This is a genomic window from Burkholderia torrens (assembly GCF_984668525.1).
In genome coordinates this window covers 777,977-795,011 of record NZ_OZ480212.1, presented here as the reverse complement: position 1 = coordinate 795,011, position 17,035 = coordinate 777,977, and the positions used below count along the sequence as shown (strand labels likewise).

The 17,035-nt window shown below is 67.3% G+C and carries 17 protein-coding genes; 10 read left to right on the top strand and 7 right to left on the bottom strand.

All coding sequences use genetic code 11. From position 1 onward, the window contains the following. Positions 1–158: 158 nt before the first annotated feature. On the top strand, positions 159–2,561 hold the full coding sequence (locus AC5LXX_RS19895; RefSeq protein WP_493412798.1) for a patatin-like phospholipase family protein: 2,403 nt from the start codon (positions 159–161) through the stop codon (positions 2,559–2,561). Positions 2,562–2,628: 67 nt separating this feature from the next. Here the strand turns inward: AC5LXX_RS19895 and AC5LXX_RS19890 are convergent, their stop codons facing one another. The 3 genes from AC5LXX_RS19890 to AC5LXX_RS19880 form a co-directional block, all read right to left on the bottom strand. After that, positions 2,629–3,255, bottom strand: a complete 627-nt coding sequence (locus AC5LXX_RS19890; protein WP_493412797.1) for an FMN-dependent NADH-azoreductase — start codon at positions 3,253–3,255, stop codon at positions 2,629–2,631. Between the two features lie 205 nt (positions 3,256–3,460). Beyond that, on the bottom strand, positions 3,461–4,591 hold the full coding sequence (locus tag AC5LXX_RS19885; RefSeq protein WP_322081246.1) for an ATP-binding protein: 1,131 nt from the start codon (positions 4,589–4,591) through the stop codon (positions 3,461–3,463). A 64-nt stretch (positions 4,592–4,655) separates the two neighbouring features. Further along, positions 4,656–5,366 carry a response regulator gene (locus AC5LXX_RS19880; RefSeq protein ID WP_124456631.1) on the bottom strand — a complete coding sequence of 237 codons (711 nt, stop codon included), beginning with the start codon at positions 5,364–5,366 and terminating at the stop codon, positions 4,656–4,658. A gap of 224 nt (positions 5,367–5,590) precedes the next feature. Between AC5LXX_RS19880 and AC5LXX_RS19875 the strand changes: the two genes are divergently transcribed. The 3 genes from AC5LXX_RS19875 (at position 5,591) to AC5LXX_RS19865 (ending at position 7,776) form a co-directional block, all read left to right on the top strand. Beyond that, positions 5,591–6,505, top strand: a complete 915-nt coding sequence (locus AC5LXX_RS19875) for a glutaminase (protein ID WP_124456630.1) — start codon at positions 5,591–5,593, stop codon at positions 6,503–6,505. Between the two features lie 134 nt (positions 6,506–6,639). Then, positions 6,640–7,014, top strand: a complete 375-nt coding sequence (locus AC5LXX_RS19870; protein WP_493413383.1) for a c-type cytochrome — start codon at positions 6,640–6,642, stop codon at positions 7,012–7,014. Between the two features lie 138 nt (positions 7,015–7,152). After that, positions 7,153–7,776 (top strand): cysteine hydrolase family protein, encoded by a 624-nt coding sequence (locus AC5LXX_RS19865; protein WP_493412796.1) that lies wholly within the window; start codon positions 7,153–7,155, stop codon positions 7,774–7,776. Between the two features lie 24 nt (positions 7,777–7,800). Here the strand turns inward: AC5LXX_RS19865 and AC5LXX_RS19860 are convergent, their stop codons facing one another. Further along, the gene (locus tag AC5LXX_RS19860; RefSeq protein ID WP_493412795.1) at positions 7,801–8,592 is read right to left on the bottom strand and encodes a TetR/AcrR family transcriptional regulator; all 792 of its coding nucleotides are present in this window, start codon (positions 8,590–8,592) and stop codon (positions 7,801–7,803) included. Positions 8,593–8,631: 39 nt separating this feature from the next. Here AC5LXX_RS19860 and AC5LXX_RS19855 point away from each other — a divergent pair, with 39 nt between their 5' ends. Continuing rightward, complete coding sequence (locus tag AC5LXX_RS19855) at positions 8,632–10,146, top strand: FAD-dependent monooxygenase (protein ID WP_493412794.1); 1,515 nt, start codon at positions 8,632–8,634, stop codon at positions 10,144–10,146. A 147-nt stretch (positions 10,147–10,293) separates the two neighbouring features. Here the strand turns inward: AC5LXX_RS19855 and AC5LXX_RS19850 are convergent, their stop codons facing one another. The 3 genes from AC5LXX_RS19850 to AC5LXX_RS19840 form a co-directional block, all read right to left on the bottom strand. Next, positions 10,294–11,025: a ribonuclease T2 gene (locus tag AC5LXX_RS19850; protein ID WP_493412793.1), complete on the bottom strand. Its 732-nt coding sequence runs from the start codon at positions 11,023–11,025 to the stop codon at positions 10,294–10,296. Between the two features lie 199 nt (positions 11,026–11,224). Continuing rightward, on the bottom strand, positions 11,225–11,803 hold the full coding sequence (locus AC5LXX_RS19845) for a hypothetical protein (protein ID WP_493412792.1): 579 nt from the start codon (positions 11,801–11,803) through the stop codon (positions 11,225–11,227). 94 nt (positions 11,804–11,897) lie between these two features. Further along, positions 11,898–13,301, bottom strand: coding sequence for an HdeD family acid-resistance protein (locus AC5LXX_RS19840; protein WP_493412791.1), 1,404 nt, complete (start codon positions 13,299–13,301; stop codon positions 11,898–11,900). A 168-nt stretch (positions 13,302–13,469) separates the two neighbouring features. Between AC5LXX_RS19840 and AC5LXX_RS19835 the strand changes: the two genes are divergently transcribed. From AC5LXX_RS19835 to macA, 5 genes are all read left to right on the top strand, one after another. After that, positions 13,470–13,613 (top strand): hypothetical protein, encoded by a 144-nt coding sequence (locus AC5LXX_RS19835; protein ID WP_493412790.1) that lies wholly within the window; start codon positions 13,470–13,472, stop codon positions 13,611–13,613. 29 nt (positions 13,614–13,642) lie between these two features. Further along, complete coding sequence (locus AC5LXX_RS19830; protein ID WP_493412789.1) at positions 13,643–14,281, top strand: hypothetical protein; 639 nt, start codon at positions 13,643–13,645, stop codon at positions 14,279–14,281. Positions 14,282–14,317: 36 nt separating this feature from the next. Continuing rightward, entirely contained in the window at positions 14,318–14,884 is a 567-nt protein-coding gene (locus AC5LXX_RS19825; protein ID WP_493412788.1) for a helix-turn-helix domain-containing protein, read from the top strand. 79 nt (positions 14,885–14,963) lie between these two features. Continuing rightward, positions 14,964–15,548, top strand: coding sequence for an HD domain-containing protein (locus tag AC5LXX_RS19820; RefSeq protein ID WP_493412787.1), 585 nt, complete (start codon positions 14,964–14,966; stop codon positions 15,546–15,548). A 300-nt stretch (positions 15,549–15,848) separates the two neighbouring features. After that, positions 15,849–17,033: a macrolide transporter subunit MacA gene (gene macA, locus AC5LXX_RS19815; protein ID WP_493412786.1), complete on the top strand. Its 1,185-nt coding sequence runs from the start codon at positions 15,849–15,851 to the stop codon at positions 17,031–17,033. The last annotated feature ends 2 nt before the right edge of the window (positions 17,034–17,035 follow it).

Here is a 17,035-nt window from a genome sequence, read left to right as displayed (position 1 = left end):
CCGAGGATTTTTTCGCGGCGATATTGCCGAAAATGACATTTCGGATGCCTCAGGCTGCACAACGGCCTCTCGCGTTGCGCGTGTAAAACACGGTAATCTCTCGGTCTTGCCTGCTCCCGGCAGGCCTCAGACGCCCGATCACGCCAGGTATTTTCACCATGACAGCGACCGTTTCCTCCCGCTGGGCGCGGGTGCGCCCGCTCTGCACGACGCTCGTCGCCTTCTGGTGCTGCACGGTCGCCGCGCAGCCGCTGCCGGCCACCGAACCCGCTGCTGCCCCGGCCACCGCGGCCACGACAGCCGACACGCCCGCGGCCAGGCCCGCTGCACCCGCGGAAGCCTGCACGGCCGACGGCGGCCCGGCCGGCCGGCCGTCGATCGGCCTCGTGCTGTCCGGCGGCGGCGCGCGCGGTTACGCACACCTCGGTGTCCTGAAGGTATTGGAGGACAACCGGATCCCGATCGACTGCATCGCCGGTACCAGCATGGGCGCCGTGGTCGGCGGCCTGTACGCGAGCGGGATGGCGGCCGGCGAGATGCAGAAGCGGCTGTCGGAGGTCAACCTCGCGGATATCGCGTTCGACGTGACGGACCGCGCGGACCTGCCGCAAACGAGCCGGGAAGACGAACGCCTGTACATCAACGGGCTGACGCTCGGCTTCGGCAAGAAGGGCGTGAAGGCGCCGGTCGGCCTCGTGCAGGGCAACCGGCTGCAGGCGCTGCTCGCGAACTGGACGGCCGCCGTGCCGACCAACCAGCCGTTCGACCGCCTGCCGATCCCGTACCGCGCGGTCGCGACCGACCTGCAGACGGGCCAGATGGTCGTGCTCGACCACGGCTCGCTGCCGCTCGCGATCCGCGCGAGCATGGCGATGCCGGGGCTGTTCGCGCCGGCCGAGATCAACGGGCGCGCGCTCGTGGACGGCGGGCTCGTCAGCAACCTCCCCGTCGACACCGCGCGGCAGATGGGCGCGAACGTCGTGATCGCGGTCGACATCGGCTCGCAACTGCGCCCGCTCGATGCGCTCGCGTCGCCCGCCGACGTGATGCAGCAGATGGTCGGCATCCTGATCCGCCAGAACGTGACCGCGCAGCGCAAGCAGCTCGACGCACGGGACGTGCTGCTCACGCCGGACCTCGGCGCGCTCGCGTTCACCGATTTCCAGAACGCGAAGCAGGCGATCGCCGCCGGCGCGGCCGCCGCGACCGCCGCGCTGCCGAAGCTGCAGCGTTTCGCGCTCACGCCGGAGCAGTACGCAGCCTACCGGTCCGCGCACGCGCAGCCGCTGCCGCCGCCGATCCGGATCACGCGCATCGACATCCAGACCAGCGGCGGCGTGCCGAAGCGCGTCGTCAGCAATGCGCTGCACGTGAAGCCCGGCGATACCTACGATCCGCAGACCGTCAGCCAGGACCTGCTCGGGCTCACGACGGGCGGCAATTTCGAGAGCGTCACGCAGCAGATCGTGAGCCACGGCGACGACAACGTGCTCGAGATCAACGCGCGCGAGAAGTACTGGGGGCCGAATTTCCTGCTGTTCGGGCTCGGCATGTCGAGCAGCTCGACCGACGAGGGCGGCTTCCGGCTGCACGTCGGCTACCGGCGGCCGTGGCTCACCGAGTCGGGGCTCGAATTCCGCGCGGATACGACGATCGGCAGCGACCTGCAGTCGGCGCGCATCGAATTGCGCCAGCCGCTGCCGGCCGCCTACGGCGTCTACCTGTCGCCCTACGCGGAATACCAGCGCCGCTACGCGAACCTGTACGACGACAGCGGCAACGTGAAGATCACGCAGTACCTGATGCAGACGGCGCGCGCCGGGCTCGATCTCGGCCTGCCGATCGGGCGGCTCGGCGATTTCCGGATCGGCGTCGGTTACGTGACCGGACACGGTTCGCCGACCTACAACGTGCCGTTGGACGACGGGAGCGGCCAGACGCTGCTGTGGCCAAGCTTCACGTCGCAGGCGCTGACCGCGCGCGCGCGGCTCGTCATCGACCAGCTCGACGATCCGCTGTTCCCGCGCAAGGGCTATTTCACCGAGCTGCGTGTCGAACGCTCGCTGGTGTCGCGCAACGGAGGCTCGGCGTCGGAGTTCGACGACAGCATCAACAACGCGCCCTACACCGAGATCTACGGCAAGGCGATGGTCGCGCAGCAGTTCGGCCGGCACAGCGTCAGCGCGACGATCGAAGGCGGCAAGAGTATCGGCGGCACCAACCTGATCAACGCGTTCAACTTCACGCTCGGCGGCTTCCAGCACCTGTCCGCGTATGCGGCCGACCAGCTGAACGGCAACGAGCTCGCGTATGCGCAGGTGACCTACATGAACCAGTTGATGACGTTCAACGCGTCGCCGGTCAAGGCGCTGTCGGTCGGCGCCAGCGCGGAAGTCGGCAACGTGTGGTCGAGCGGGCAGCAAATCGGCGGCGGCGCACTCAAGCAGAGCTATACGTTCTTCACGAGCCTGTCGACCGCGTTCGGGCCCGTCTATATCGGCGTGGCGCTCGCGCCGGGCGGCCGCCGCAACTTCTACCTGCAGCTCGGCCGTACGTACTGAGCATGCACGGATGCCGCTTCGGCGGCATCCGTGGTGCCGCGTTGCCGTCCTGCCTTCGAACTCCCGATCAGAAATCCGCGGCCATCGCCACCGCCCGCGCTTGCGCCCGCGCGATGCTGTCGCGCGCTCCCGCATTCCACGTGTGTCCGACGGTCAGGCTCCTGACCTCGTCCACGCCGATGAACTTCAGCCAGAATTCGATGTAATCGGCCTGATGCCCGAACCCGGGGGTGTCGAGACGCCCCGCACCGGTTTCCCCGCTCTGTCCGCGGACATGGATGACCAGCGCGCGCGGAATCTTCAGCAGCGGGCCATAGGCGGCACCGTCGAACGTGAACAGCATGTTCCGCTGGCTGACGAGATCGATCAGCTGCTTGAGTTTGTACGGATAACCGAAATTCCACATCGGCACGCCGACGACGATCCGGTCCGCCTCCTGAAACCGCTTCACGAGCGACTGAATCCGCAGCCAGACCGACTGCTCGGCGGCATTCATCGGTTCGTTGGCGACGCCTTTGTACTTCGCGCCGATCGCCTCGCTGTCGAAGTCCGGCAAGTCCGCGTCCCAGACATTCAGCGTATCGACGTCGAGCAGCGCGTTCGCGTTGCGGCACGCATCGACAAACGCACTGGCGACCGCGATTGACGCCGACCGGGCGCCGCGCGGAGAAGACACGATGTTCAGCAGCCGCATGATGCGTGACCTCGCACACGAGTTATAGTTGCAAATGCAATCGTAATGCAAAGCGTGCGCATGCCGCAAACGAATCTTCATCCGATTGCGGCGCAAAAGAGGCATCAACGAGGGAAAGGGGCGGCAGGAATGGTCGGCGACGCGCGTCCAATCGACGCGCGCCGCCATCGCGGCGATCGAGGATCGGACCTCGTGCGCGGAATTGCTAGACCGGCCAGCTGATTTCGAAGCGCGCGCCGCCGAGCTCGACCGGATCGACGACCGCGATCCGACCGTTGTGCGCATGGAGCACCTGCCGCGTGATCGACAGGCCGAGCCCGTAGCCGCCGGTGCGGCGGTCGAGCCGCACGAAGGCATCGAAGATCCGTTCGCGCTCGCTCTCGGGCACGCCGGGGCCGTCGTCCTCGACGAAGATCCCGATGTTGCCGTGCACGAGCGATATCCCGACGACGATCCGCGATCTCGCGTACTTGCTCGCATTGCGCAGCAGGTTGCGCATCGCATACGACATCAGCCGCCGGTCCATCTTCACGCGCAGGTCCGAAGCGATCGCGATGCGCGACTCGATCGCGCGTTCCGGATACAGCAGTTGCGCGTCGTCGACCTGATGCTCGAACCACGCGACGGGCGCGGTCATCTCGAGGTTCGACTGCAGCGAGCTGTATTCGAGCCGCGCGTACGTGAGGCTCATGTCGATCAGCTCCTCGAGCTCGGTCACATCCTGCGCGATGCTCTCGAGCGCGCCCTGGTACTCGGCCGCGGAACTCGGCTCGCGCAGCATTTCGAGCGCGAAGCGCACGCGCGCGAGCGGCGTGCGCAGCTCGTGCGAAATGCCGTTCGTCAGGTCGCGCTGCGCGGCGATCAGCCGCTCCATGCGCATCGCGAGCGCATTCAGCGTGCGCGCGAGCGGGCCGATGATCACGCTGTGCGATTCACGTGCACGCGTGTTGAAGCGGCCGCCCGTGAAGTCGATCGCGCGTTCGCGCACCATCACGAGATCCGACCAGACGGGCCGCATCCACCGGTACGCGGCGAGCGCGGGCGCGGCGAACACGAACGCGAGCACGATCCAGATATCGCCCGGCAGCGAGTCGAACGCATGCCACACGACTTGCGGCGACAATTCGACGCACAGCGCGAGCGCCGGCACCAGTGCGGTCAGCAGGACGAGGCCGAGCAGGTGCAGGTAGGTGCGCACATACAGGCGCGACCAGCTCGGTATACGGTCGGCGCGCGTGTCGGTCCATGCGCGGCGGAAATGCAGCCAGCGCCATTTGACGTAGCGCAGCGTCGGCAGCGGCGGTGCATCGGGGTGCGAACGGGTTCGTCGGATCATCGCGGCTCCGGGCCGGCGGGCGGAATGCCCGCGCGGAACGTGACGGCGTCGCGCGCGGGCGGCGTCATTCCCACGCGTGCTTGCTGAATTGATAACCCTTGCTGCGGATCGTCTTGATCCGCTGCGGGTTGCTCGCATCGTCGCGCAACTTGCGGCGCAGCTTCGAGATGCGCCCGTCGATCGTGCGGTCGAGGCCGTCGAATTCGACGCCGCGCAACTGCAGCATCAGGTCGTCGCGGCTGACGACTTCGCCCGCATGGCACACGAGCGCCCACAGCAGGTCGAATTCGGCTGACGTCAGGTCGGGCGTGCTGCCGTCGGGCAGCACGACGGTGCGGTCGGTGCGGTCGATCGAGAACTTGCCGAACGCGTAGCGCTCGGGCTGCGGCGCGGCGTTCTCGGTCGCGCGCACGGGCGCGCGGCGCAGCTGCGCCTTGATCCGCGCGAGCAGGATGCGCGGCTCGACCGGCTTGTGCACGTAGTCGTCCGCGCCGAATTCGAGGCCGAGCAGTTCGTCGAACGGCTCGTCGCGCGCCGTCACCATGATGATCACGCCGTCGTACTGCTTGCGCGCCTCGCGGCAGATTTCGAAACCGTCCTTGCCCGGCAGGTTCACGTCGAGGATAACGAGATCGGGACGAATGGACAGGATCGCCGGCACCGCGGCGTCGCCATGCAGCACAGTGTCGACTTCGTAGTCGTTCTTGCGCAGGTAGCCGGCGATCAGCGTGGACAGGCGGGTGTCGTCTTCGACGAGCAGGATACGAAAAGACATGGGCAGCGGTCGGATCATCAGGAAGGCCGCGGCGACGGCGCCGGCCCGTGCCGGACGCCGGCCCTCGGCCGAAACGTACCGCATGATACTGCGCCCGCCGCTTGCCTGTTTGCCGGTCTTGAAAATAAGGGCGCGATGCCGGCCACGCTTGACGAATCGGCGCCGGGGCGGTTCCATACGGGCTCGCCGGAATCCCCGGCTCTGCTTCTACCCTGCCCGACGTGATGAATTACCAATCGATTCTCGAACGCATCCACACCGAACTCGCCCCCTGGATCGGCCAGGGACGGGTTGCCGACTACATTCCCGAACTCGCGAAAGTGCCTGCCGACAAGTTCGGGATGGCCGTCGTGACGCTCGACGGAAACGTTTACACCGTCGGCGATGCGCGCGAGCGTTTCTCGATCCAGAGCATCTCGAAGCTGTTCGCGTGCACGCTTGCGTTCCAGCTGCTGGGCGACGAGCTATGGGAACGGGTCGGCCGCGAGCCGTCCGGCACCGCATTCAATTCGCTCGTCCAGCTCGAAAGCGAGCGCGGCAAGCCGCGCAATCCGTTCATCAACGCGGGCGCGCTGGTCGTCACCGACGTACTGTGCCGCCGCTTCGTGAAGGCCGAGACGGCGCTCGTCGAGTTCGTGCGGCGGCTGATCGGCGCGAACGACATCGACTACGACTCGCGGGTCGCGCTGTCGGAGCTGCAGCACGCGGAACGCAATCGCGCGATGGCGCATTTCATGGCGAGCTTCGGCAACATGCAGATGCCGCCCGATACCGTGATCGACGCGTATTGCCGCCAGTGTGCGATCGAGATGAACTGCGTCGAGCTGGCCAGCGCCGCGCTGTTCCTCGCGAACGGCGGCGTCGCACCGGTGACGGGCGAGCGGGTCGTCGATTCGAGTTCGGCGAAGCGGCTGTCGGCGCTGATGCTGACCTGCGGCACCTACGATGCGGCCGGCGATTTCGTGTATCGCGTCGGGCTGCCGGCGAAGAGCGGCGTCGGCGGCGGGATCGTCGCGGTGCTGCCGGGTGAGATGGCCGTATGCGTGTGGGCGCCGGGGCTCGATGCGAACGGGAACTCGCTGGCGGGGACGCTGGCGCTGGAGTGGTTGACGACTTATACGGGGCGGTCGATTTTTTGAGGTGACGGAATCGAGCGCGTGTCATCTGGCGTGACTGCGGCAGGTGAATATCGGCGCGCTCGATGGAGAATTCGTCATTCGGCAGCAGTCGACCCCAAAGAGACATTCACAAGTTCATAAAACAAAATCAAAAAATGAAAATATTCGTCATCGCGTCGCTAGGGATTTCATTGCTGGCCCAAACATCACCGACCTTTGCGGACAGTGACAACGGGAAAAGGATCTTCCTGGCGAGATGTGCCATGTGCCACGGAGCAGATGCCAGAGGAACAGGGCCATTGGCCAACAAAAGCAATCCACCCACACCCGACCTTACGACGCCCGCCTTCAAAAAACGGCTTGGCGACTATCCGGGCGTCATCGTCTCGTCAGTCATACTTCGCCCGAATGGCGACCTGATTCCCAAGACTTTGCGAGAAAACGGCGTAAAGCTACCGCCCCACTCCTGGACGGTTAAGGATTTTCGCGATTTGAATCAATACCTGAGTGGCTTGATCTTGAAAAACTGAATGCTTGCTTGTTGGCCGCCGCGCTCACGGATATCCTCACGCGAGGCTGCGAGCCGCGAGCAAACGGCATGGTTGACGACGTATGCAGAACGATCAGATTTTCTGACACCCCGCAGCGGTTACTGGAGAACATCACGCATGCATCCGGACAACGCACCAGCAGTCGCAACGACCGCGGCCCCCAGCGCCTCCGCGCCGATCCCCGCCATCGTGCCGTCGAAAACCGCGCTGCTCGTCATGCATTACCAGACCGACATCCTCGGCCTCTTCCCGTCGGTTGCGCCTGAATTGCTCGCCAATACGCGTCGTCTCTGCGACGCGGCACGCGCTGCCGGCGTCGGCGTCTGGTTCGCGAACCTCCGCTTCAGCCCCGGCTATCCGGAAGTCAGCCCGCTCAACAAGAACGGCCAGGGCATCAAGCAACTGGGCCTCTTCATCGACGATGCCCCGTGTCCCGAACTGGCCAAGCAGCCCGATGAGCCGCTGATCGTCGCACATCGCGCAAGCGTGTTCTTCGGCACCGATCTGCAGGCACGGCTCGCCGCACAAGGCATCGATTCGCTGATCATGGTCGGCATCGCATCGACCGGCGTGATGCTGTCGTCGATCGCCCACGCGAGCGACGCGGATTTCCGCCTCTATACGGTCAAGGATTGCTGCTACGACCCGGACCCGGTGGTGCATGAGCATCTGTTCGCCACCGCGTTCGAATCGCGCACGACGGTGCTGTCGCTCGCGGATGCGTTGCGGCTGCTCGCGTAGCGCATCGGCCCGTCGAACGACGGCCTACCTGGCCGCCACGATCCCCGCCAGAATGAGGTCGATGCCGGCCAGGAACTGCGCGCGCTCGTCGTGTGCGGCCAGTTGCGCCGCCACCTTGCGCACGAACGGATATTGCGCCGGATCGAGCTGCGCCCACCGCTCGGCCACGGTCGCGACGATCTCAGGCTGCTCCGCCTCCGCATCGCGCGGATGAAACCGCGCGCCGGCCGCGTACTGGCCGGCCAGCCCGAAGATGTAGTGCATCAGCGCCGACGCCGCATTGAATTGCGCGGCCTCTGGCACGCCCATCACCTGAAGCTGCGCGCCGACGCGCTCCAGAATGCGCAGCACCGCTTGCTGCCACGGTTCCCTGAACAACTGCGCCCCCACCCACGGATGCGCGCTGAACACGTCGAACAGACGCAGCGCGACGCGCCGGAGCGCTTGCGCCGCATCGCCGTCGGCCGCGCCCGGCTCATCGCCCATCGCGCCCGCGATTACCTGCTCGGCCGCCGCCGCGAGCAGGTCTTGCTTGTCAGCGACATGCCAGTAAATCGCGCCGCTGCCGGTCGCCAGGTGCGCGGCGAGTGCGCGAAACGTCAGCGCACCCTCGCCGTCCTTGTCGAGTATCTCGATCGCGGCCTCGACGATCCGCTCTTTCGACAGCGCATCCGTGCGCCGTTCGGTCCGGTTGCTGGTTTTCATGCGCGGTAGCTTGACACATCTGGAACGGCGTTCCAATATCTCGCCAATGGAACGGCGTTCCATCCGTTTGGCAAAATAGGGCGCAATACCGGCCAGGCGCTGCGTCCTCATCCACCCACGGCCCGTTCCGGCCAGAAACCGAACCACCCGATGAATCCCCGTGACGTCCTGATCGCCGGCGCCGGCCCGGTCGGCCTGTTCCTTGCCTGCGAGTTGCGGCTCGCCGGCCTGTCCGTGCTGGTGGTCGAGCAAGCCGGCGATCCGGACTCTCCGCTGAAGCGCCTTCCGTTCGGCATGCGCGGCCTGTCGGCGCCCACCATCGAAGCGTTCTACCGCCGCGACCTGCTCGACGGCATCGCGCTGCCCCCGCTCGCGAACGACACTGCTCACTGGGCGCACCGGACGCGCCGCCCGGGCGGTCATTTCGCCGGCATCCAGTTCTTCGACGACAACATCGATGCGTCCCGCTGGCCGTACCGCCTGCCCGGCCCGGCCGGCACGCACATGGCGACCGACATGGAACGCGTCGAATCCGTGCTGGCCACCCGTGCGAGTGCGACCGGCGTCGAGATCCAGCGCGGCCTCGCCGTCGAAGCCTTCCATCAGTCCGACGACGAGGTCACGCTCCGCGCGGGCGGCGAGACGTTCCGCGGACGCTGGCTCGTCGGCTGCGACGGCGGCCGCAGCACGGTCCGCAAGGCCGGCGGCTTCGCATTCACCGGTACCGATCCGGAATTCACCGGCTACTCCATCGAAGCCGAATTCACCGATCCCGGTGCGCTGCTGCCGGGCCGACACTACACGCCGGCCGGCATGTACACGTATTCGCCGCCCGGGACCGTCGCGCTCGTCGAGTTCGACGGCGGCACATTCCACCGCAGCGGACCCGTTACGCTTGACCATGCGCAGGCCGTATTGCGCCGCGTGTCCGGCACCGATGTCACGTTGTCGGCCCTTCGGTTCGCCGCCACGTGGACCGACCGCGCATACCAGGCCGCGACCTACCGCAACGAGCGCGTGCTGCTCGCCGGCGATGCCGCGCACATCCATTCGCCGCTTGGCGGCCAGGGGCTCAATCTCGGGCTCGGCGACGCGATGAATCTCGGCTGGAAACTGGCTGCGACGGTCCGCGGCGACGCACCGGCGGGCCTGCTTGACAGTTATACGGACGAACGCCATCCGGTCGGTGCGCGCGTGCTCGACTGGTCGCGCGCGCAGGTCGCGCTGATGCGGCCGTCCCCGAGTTCACGCGCGCTCGCAGCGATCATGCGCGATCTCGTCGACACGCGCGACGGCGCGACGTACTTCGCCGAACGCGTATGGGGCGTATCCGTTGCGTACGACCTCGGCGGCAGTCACCCGCTCGCGGGCCGCAGCGTTCCGGACTTCGAACTGAACGACGGCACGCGGCTCGGCGAACGCTTCAGGCATGGCAAGGGTGTGTTGCTGGACTTCGATGCAGGCCGGCCGCTGCAAGCGCTGGCAAGCCGTTGGCGCGACCGGATCGCTTACGTCGCGAGCGATGCGAAAGACCGGCTCGGATTGCGTGCGGTGCTCGTGCGGCCCGACGGCTTCGTCGCCTGGGCCAGTGACGACGATGCGGACGTCGATGCAGCGACGCACGCGGCAACGCGATGGTTCGGGGAGCCTTGCGCCGCGCAGTGATCGCGTCGACTGCCGCAGGAAACGGTCGAGCATGACAAGCGCCAGCTCGACGCGCCGGAACCGGCCGGGCCACGGTGGCCAGGCATCCTGACGAAGCCGTAACCGGCGACGACGTGCGCGATGTCGCACACGTCGCGCCCGGTCCCGTTACTTCGCGATATACACCCCCGACGTCGGGCACGTGCCCTGCGTGTTGCCGTCCGTCACGAGCGACGCGGCGCTCGGGAACTGCGCGGCCGCATCTGTCTTCACCGCGATCCACGCTTCGGTGAAGTAGCTCACGCCGTTCGTCTTCGTGCACTTCAGCGACACCGCGCTGCGCGTGTTGCTGCCGAACGCGCCTTCGAATGCCGACAGCAACTGGTTACGCGTGACCGTCTTGCCCGCGTTCGCCTGCAGGAACGCGTTGAACGACGTATTGCCGAGCCGGCTGATCATGCCCGACGCCTGGTTCCAGTACGCATCGGGCGTCGCCGAGTTCGAGCAGGTGCCGTGCTTGAACCACTCGTGCTTGTCGAGACACGACGCGACGCCCGGCATGTACGTGGACAGCGTGTTGCGCGTCGCGCTGCTGATCGGGTAGGCGTCCATGCTGCACCACTGGTGCGCGTTGTCGAGGTCGATGTCGTTCTGCGGCACGCCGCAGTAGAACGGCTGGTTGCCGTCATAGCGGTTCGGCCACAGGCCATGCAGCGACAGGCTCGTCGCCGCATACGAGCCGGCGAGGTTCGTGCACTCCGGCGTGTCGTGCGACGCGCAGAAGCCGGGCTCCCACGATGCGGCAAGCAACAGGTAGTCGTAGCTGGTCTGCGCGGCGGCGTGCAGTGAAACGGAAGCGACGGCGAGTGCGGCAGCGGCGCGGGCGAGCGTCTTGAGCATGGCGTGTTTCCTCGGAAAAGGCATGCGGTCGCGGGATGCGCCGCACGGTTGTCGAATATCTGCACGCGATTGTTGCTGCCGCAACGTGGCACGAATGTGAAGGTGGACGAAAGAATTCGCACGCACCGCCGACTCCGCTACGCGCGGTACCGGTACCAGCCGTTGCCTTCCGTCGCGAGCGATGCCGGCAAGCAGGTGCTCAGGATCCGCTACCGAGCTGCGTGCACGCGCGAGCGGACGCTTCGGGGCCTTCGAGCGCGAGTATCTGCCACACGCCGATACTGACGCGCTGGCGGGCCGCCGTCGATGCATCGGCCAGCAGCGCCTCGACACGCGGCGCGGCATCGGGCGCCTTCTGCTGCAGCGCCGCGTGATGCCGCGCGCGCGACGCCGGCTCGGATTCGTACACGTCGCAGAGGCGCACCATGCCGGCGAGCCCGGCCAGGTCGTCGTCCTTGTCGATCGCGCCCGGCTCGACGGGCGCGAGCCCCTTGCGCTCCTCCGGCGGCAGCTTGCTGCGCGCGCCTTCGTCGATCGCCGTGGCGGACGCCGGCGGCAAGCCGCCGATCGCCGCGACGATCCGGCTGCCCGCGGCGATCATGTCGCCCTGGCACGCGATCTTCTCGGTGGCCGCGACGTTCGAGCAGAACGATACCGATGTCCGGTACACGTCGTTGCTCATGCGCGGCACTTCGTCCGTGCCCGCCTGCGCGAGGCCTGCGCCGGCCAGCACGAGCGCCACGGGAATCAGGGTGCGGAAAGCTCTCGTCTCGTTCATTGTTGTCGTCTGTGGGTTGTCATGGCGGGCATACTCACCGGGCCGCACGGTGGCGGCCCTTGTGACACCGGGCCCTCGTCCAGCGCCACGCGCTTCACTTCATCGACGCCGCCTCCGATCCGCCGGGCGACAGCGCCGCGTTGTCCTGCTCCCGCCACGTGCGGCGCGACGCCATGATCGCGCTCACCGCCGAGCGCGCGACCTTCCACCACGCAAACGGCCGCGGATCGGCGAGCATGCTGAGCGCGCGTGCGTAGTCGAGCGTGAGACCGGGCGTCCACGCCATCGTCACCGCACGCTTGCGGATCTGCGCGGCCACCCACAGCTCGGGCGTCAGCAACAGCCGCACGAACGCGCCCCACCCGGCCCGCGCGCCCTTCAGCCGCCAAACCGCGCCGTCGAGCGCGGCTTCGAGCGCGTTCGACACGGTGCTCGAGCAGTTGCGGTACGTGAGGTTGTACGTCACGTTCTGCCGGTACGACGACCAGAACGCATCGAGCTTCGCCGGATCGTAGTTGCGAATGCGCACGCGCACGGTCGACGGGCACCACGCGTTCGATTCGGTCGCATAGTCGGGCTGGAACAGGCCCGGCACGTCGTTCTTGCGCGTCGCGCGCAGGATGCGCGTGAATTCGTCCGGAGAACGATCGATTTCGACGCCGGGGTACAGGCTGATGTAGATGCCTTCCGGCGATTCCAGCGCCGCATGCCCGGTCGAGATCACGCCGTTGACGTCGACCGCCGCGATATAGCGGTCAATCACCGGATAGCGCTGCGCTTCGGCCTTCGACGTGCCGGTCGGCGTCCACACGTGCACGGTGAGCGCGTGCTCGCCGTCGGCCGGCGGGCCGTCCCATTCGGATTGCGCGAACCGCGGCTGCTCGCGCGGATCGTCGAGATCGGGCACGAGCGCCGGCGCGGGCGACGTCGCGAACGCGGGATTGCGCGTCAGCCGCCGCACGCGCGCGGCGAGGCTCAGCATATGCATCCCGCCGAACATCAGCAGCAGGCCGAGGCAGTACGGTACGGTGCCCGCGTAATGCGTCGGGTACGGCTGGAAGAAGAAAACCGCCAGCAGGATCTCGACGACGCCCCACGCGAACGCGACGTTCCAGCGGCGGTAGCGCACCATCCACGCGGACGTGCACTGCAGCAGCCCGTCGACCAGGAACAGCGTGCCGAAGATCATCGACAGCAGGAAGTGGCCGTGGTGATGGCCGGCGAACACGAGCCCCGCGGCCACCACGGCCACGATGCCCTTCACGTAGCGCAGGATACGCTGCCCGCCGACGCCGCTGCCGGCCACCGCGAGCGTCGCGAGCCCCTCGATCAGGAACAGCCACGCGAACAGCTCGATCGGGAAATGCAGCGCGCCGTCGAGCGCGTCGACGAAGATGCCGACGCCTGCGGCCACCCACACCCAGCCGAGTACGGTCAGCCCGCGCCAGCGGGTTCGCAGATATTCGATGCCCAGCAACAGCAACACCAGTCGTACCATCGCGCCCTCGTGTCATTTTCCGGGATACGCGCGGCCTCGCGCTCCCTTTCATGTCGACCGCGCGTCGTGCGACGCGGCGGCCGGAAGGCGGTCATCGTTGCCGGCGCGTCATGCCATCGACATGACCGATGGCGGCCGGCACGCGCCGCTCTGGCCGAATAATAAGATATGAAGGAGCCGGTTGAAAGCGCGACGGAAACGTTTTCGGCGACGCGCGGGCCGATCCGGCCGCCCGCTGCCATGGCAGATTTCCCGTTCGACAACCTGCCGCGGATACGCGAGAATCCGGCTTCCGAGGGCGAAAGCCACTGAACCGAACCGCACAGACGGGACAACAAGAAATGAGCATATCGATCACGCGCCGGCGCCTGCTGGCCGCGGGCATGGCCGCAAGCAGCCTCGCGCTGTCGGGCTGTTTCACGCCGAAGCTGTACGAGAACGACGCTTACAGCGAAAACGTATCCGCATTCATGATTACCGAAGACGGCAAGAAACTGGTCGTCCTCGGCACGCGCTACCATTACATCTTCGATCTGCCGGCCCAGTTGCGGCCGGTACTGCAGTCCGGCTACCGGAAATCGGTGCGCACGACGTTTGCCGGCTTTCATGCGAGCGGCGGCGGCGTCACCGGGCATTACCGGATCGTGCTGCCGAAAGACGCTTCGGACGACGATCGACGGGCCGCGTCCGCCGACAGCTTCGCGAGCGAGCCGGCCGGCCTCGTGCTCGAAGGCGACATCGACGGCAAGCGCTACTCGACCGAAGGCTTCGTCGAGAAGAACACGACGGCCGCGCAGCCGTTCAACCGCCCGTACTCGGTCACCATCAGGGAATCGCCGTCCGTCGTCGGCATGGGTCTGCGGATTCTCGCCACGCCGATCACCGTGGCCGCCGACGGCGTGCTCGTGCTGGGTGGCATCGTGCTCGTGCCGTTCGCGGCGATCGCGATCCAGGCGAACGGCGGCCTCCGGATCATGTAACGGCGCGCACGATACGGCCGCCACAGGAGCATCGTCATGACCGCCTCACCGCTTCATACGCCGCCGCTCGGCCCACAGCTCAAGCGCTGGCGCGCGCTGCACCGCGTCAAGCAAAGCCATGCGGCCGAACTGTTCGGCGTCGCGCAATCGACGATCTCGCGCTGGGAGGCCGGCCTCCAGCAGATGTCGCCCGCCGAGCGCGCGACGGCCGAGCGGTTGCTCGCCGCGCGCGTCGATTCGGCGGGCGACCATGCGCTCGCGCGGCTGATCGCCGGCAGCGCGGGCCGCATGCATCTCGTGTGCGATCTCACGCACCGCCTGCTCGCCAGTTCGCCGGCGCGCGCGGCCGAATTCTCGCAACCGCTGTCGATGCTGCTCGGCACCTCGCTGTGGCGCTATGCGACTCCGGAGATCGTCCGCATGGAAGCCGCGCTCGCCCCGCTCGGCTGGCATGACCGCGCGGGGCCGCCGAGCGTCGAGTTCGACACCGGCGCGAATGCGTCGCGCGTCGTGCCGATTCGCGGCAGCCGCTGCCGATGGACACGGATGACGCTGTCGGACGGTTCGGCGGTGCGGCTGGTGGAAACGCTCGACGCGCACTGACGCACCGCGCATATTTCATGCGTGGACGAATCGCGCGCGGCCGGCGTACGCTGGACGGCTCATCGCAAGGAAGCCGACCATGAACCTCGATACGATCCGCGCGCGGCTCGATTTCCTGCGCGAAGCCGAACGCCTGAAGGACGTGCTGCGCAGCGGCCACACGTCGGGCGGCCGCCCCGAAAGCACGGCCGAGCACAGCTGGCGGCTGTGCCTGATGGCGCTCGTGTTCGCCGACGCGCTACCCGGCATCGACACGTTGAAGCTGCTGAAGCTGTGCGTCGTCCACGATCTCGGCGAGGCGCTGCACGGCGACATCCCCGCGATCGAGCAGGCCGCGCACCCCGACAAGAGCGCGCACGAACGCGACGACCTGCTGACGCTGACGGCGTCGCTCGATCGCACGCGGCGCGATGAGATCGTCGCGCTATGGGACGAATACGAGGCGGCCGCGTCGCCGGAAGCACGCGCGGCGAAGGCGCTCGACAAGCTCGAAACGATCCTGCAGCACAACCAGGGCAGCAATCCGCCCGATTTCGACTACGCATTCAATCTCGGCTACGGCCGGCGCTATACCGACGCTGCGCCGCTGTTCAGCGCGATCCGCGAGATCGTCGACGCCGATACGCAGCGCAGGATCGACGCCGCGGGCGGGCAGCACGCGTAAGCTCGCCGGTTCGGGCACGCCGCGCGGCGGTAACGCGGGCCTCCCCCGCCGGCGTCACGGTTGGCAACCATGCTGCAGCCCGGCCCCCGCTCCGGCACGGCATTCGCACAATTCAGCACAAATTCCACACGATTTGTCGCGAAATCCTCGCTTACCATGAGCGCCTGATTCGACCCGGCACGCCCGCGCGATGCGTATGCGGATGCCGTCGCGGGCGACATGCCCGGCATGCGACGCCGACCGCATCGTCCCGCTCGGCGGCACGCATCGCCGGCGCCGCCTCATCCTCGCAGCGTTCTCATGATCCAGAAGACCCATCGCCGCCGGCGCATCGTGCTGGCCACCCTCGCCGTCGTCGCGATCGCCGCCGGCGTGACGCTGAAGGCCTGCGCGCCCGACAAGCATCCGCAGTACCTGTCCGCGCCCGTCACGCGCGGCGATCTCGAGAACGCGGTGCTCGCGACCGGCGCGCTGCAGGCATACCGGCAGGTCGACGTCGGCGCGCAGGTGTCGGGGCAGTTGAAGACGCTGAAGGTCAAGCTCGGCGACAAGGTCACGAAGGGCCAGTGGCTCGCCGAGATCGATCCCGTGATCTCGGAAAACGCGCTGCGCCAGGCGCGCGCCAGCGAAGAAAGCCTGCGCGCGCAGCAGCAATCGGCGGCCGCGCAACTGACGCAAGCCGAACTCGCGTTCCGCCGCCAGCAGGCGATGCTGCCCGACGACGCGACGTCGCGCGAATCGTTCGAGGCCGCAAAGGCGACGCTCGACGTGCAGCGAGCGACCCTCGCGTCGCTCGCCGCGCAGATCCGTTCGGCCCGCATCCAGATCGAGACCGCGCAGGCCAACCTCGGCTACACGCGCATCGTCGCGCCGATCGACGGCGAGGTCGTCGCGATCGTCACGCAGGAAGGCCAGACCGTGATCGCGCAGCAGCAGGCGCCGGTGATCCTGAAGCTCGCGAATCTCGACACGATGACCGTGAAGGCGCAGGTGTCGGAAGCCGACGTGATTCGCGTGAGCGCCGGCCAGATCGCCTATTTCACGAGCCTCGGAGAACCGGACAAGCGTCATTACGGCAAACTGCGCGCGATCGAACCGGCGCCGCAGAACTACGCCGACGCACAAAGCCCGCTCGGCGGAGGCGGCGCGAAGCCGAATGCCGCGGTGTTCTACAACGCGCTGTTCGACGTGCCGAATCCCGAGCACCGGCTGCGTATCGCGATGACCGCGCAGGTCAACATCGTGCTCGGCAACGCACGCAACGCGCTCAGCATTCCGGCCGCCGCGCTCGGCGAGAAGCGCAAGGACGGCACCTATGCGGTACGCGTGCTGCGCGCCGACGGCAGCACGGAAACGCGGCATGTCCGCATCGGCATCAACAACAACGTGCGCGTCGAAGTGCTGGCCGGCCTGAAGGACGGCGAGCGCGTGGTGATCGGCGAAGCATCGGCGGACGAGCACGTACCGCTGTCGGACGCGTTGTGATG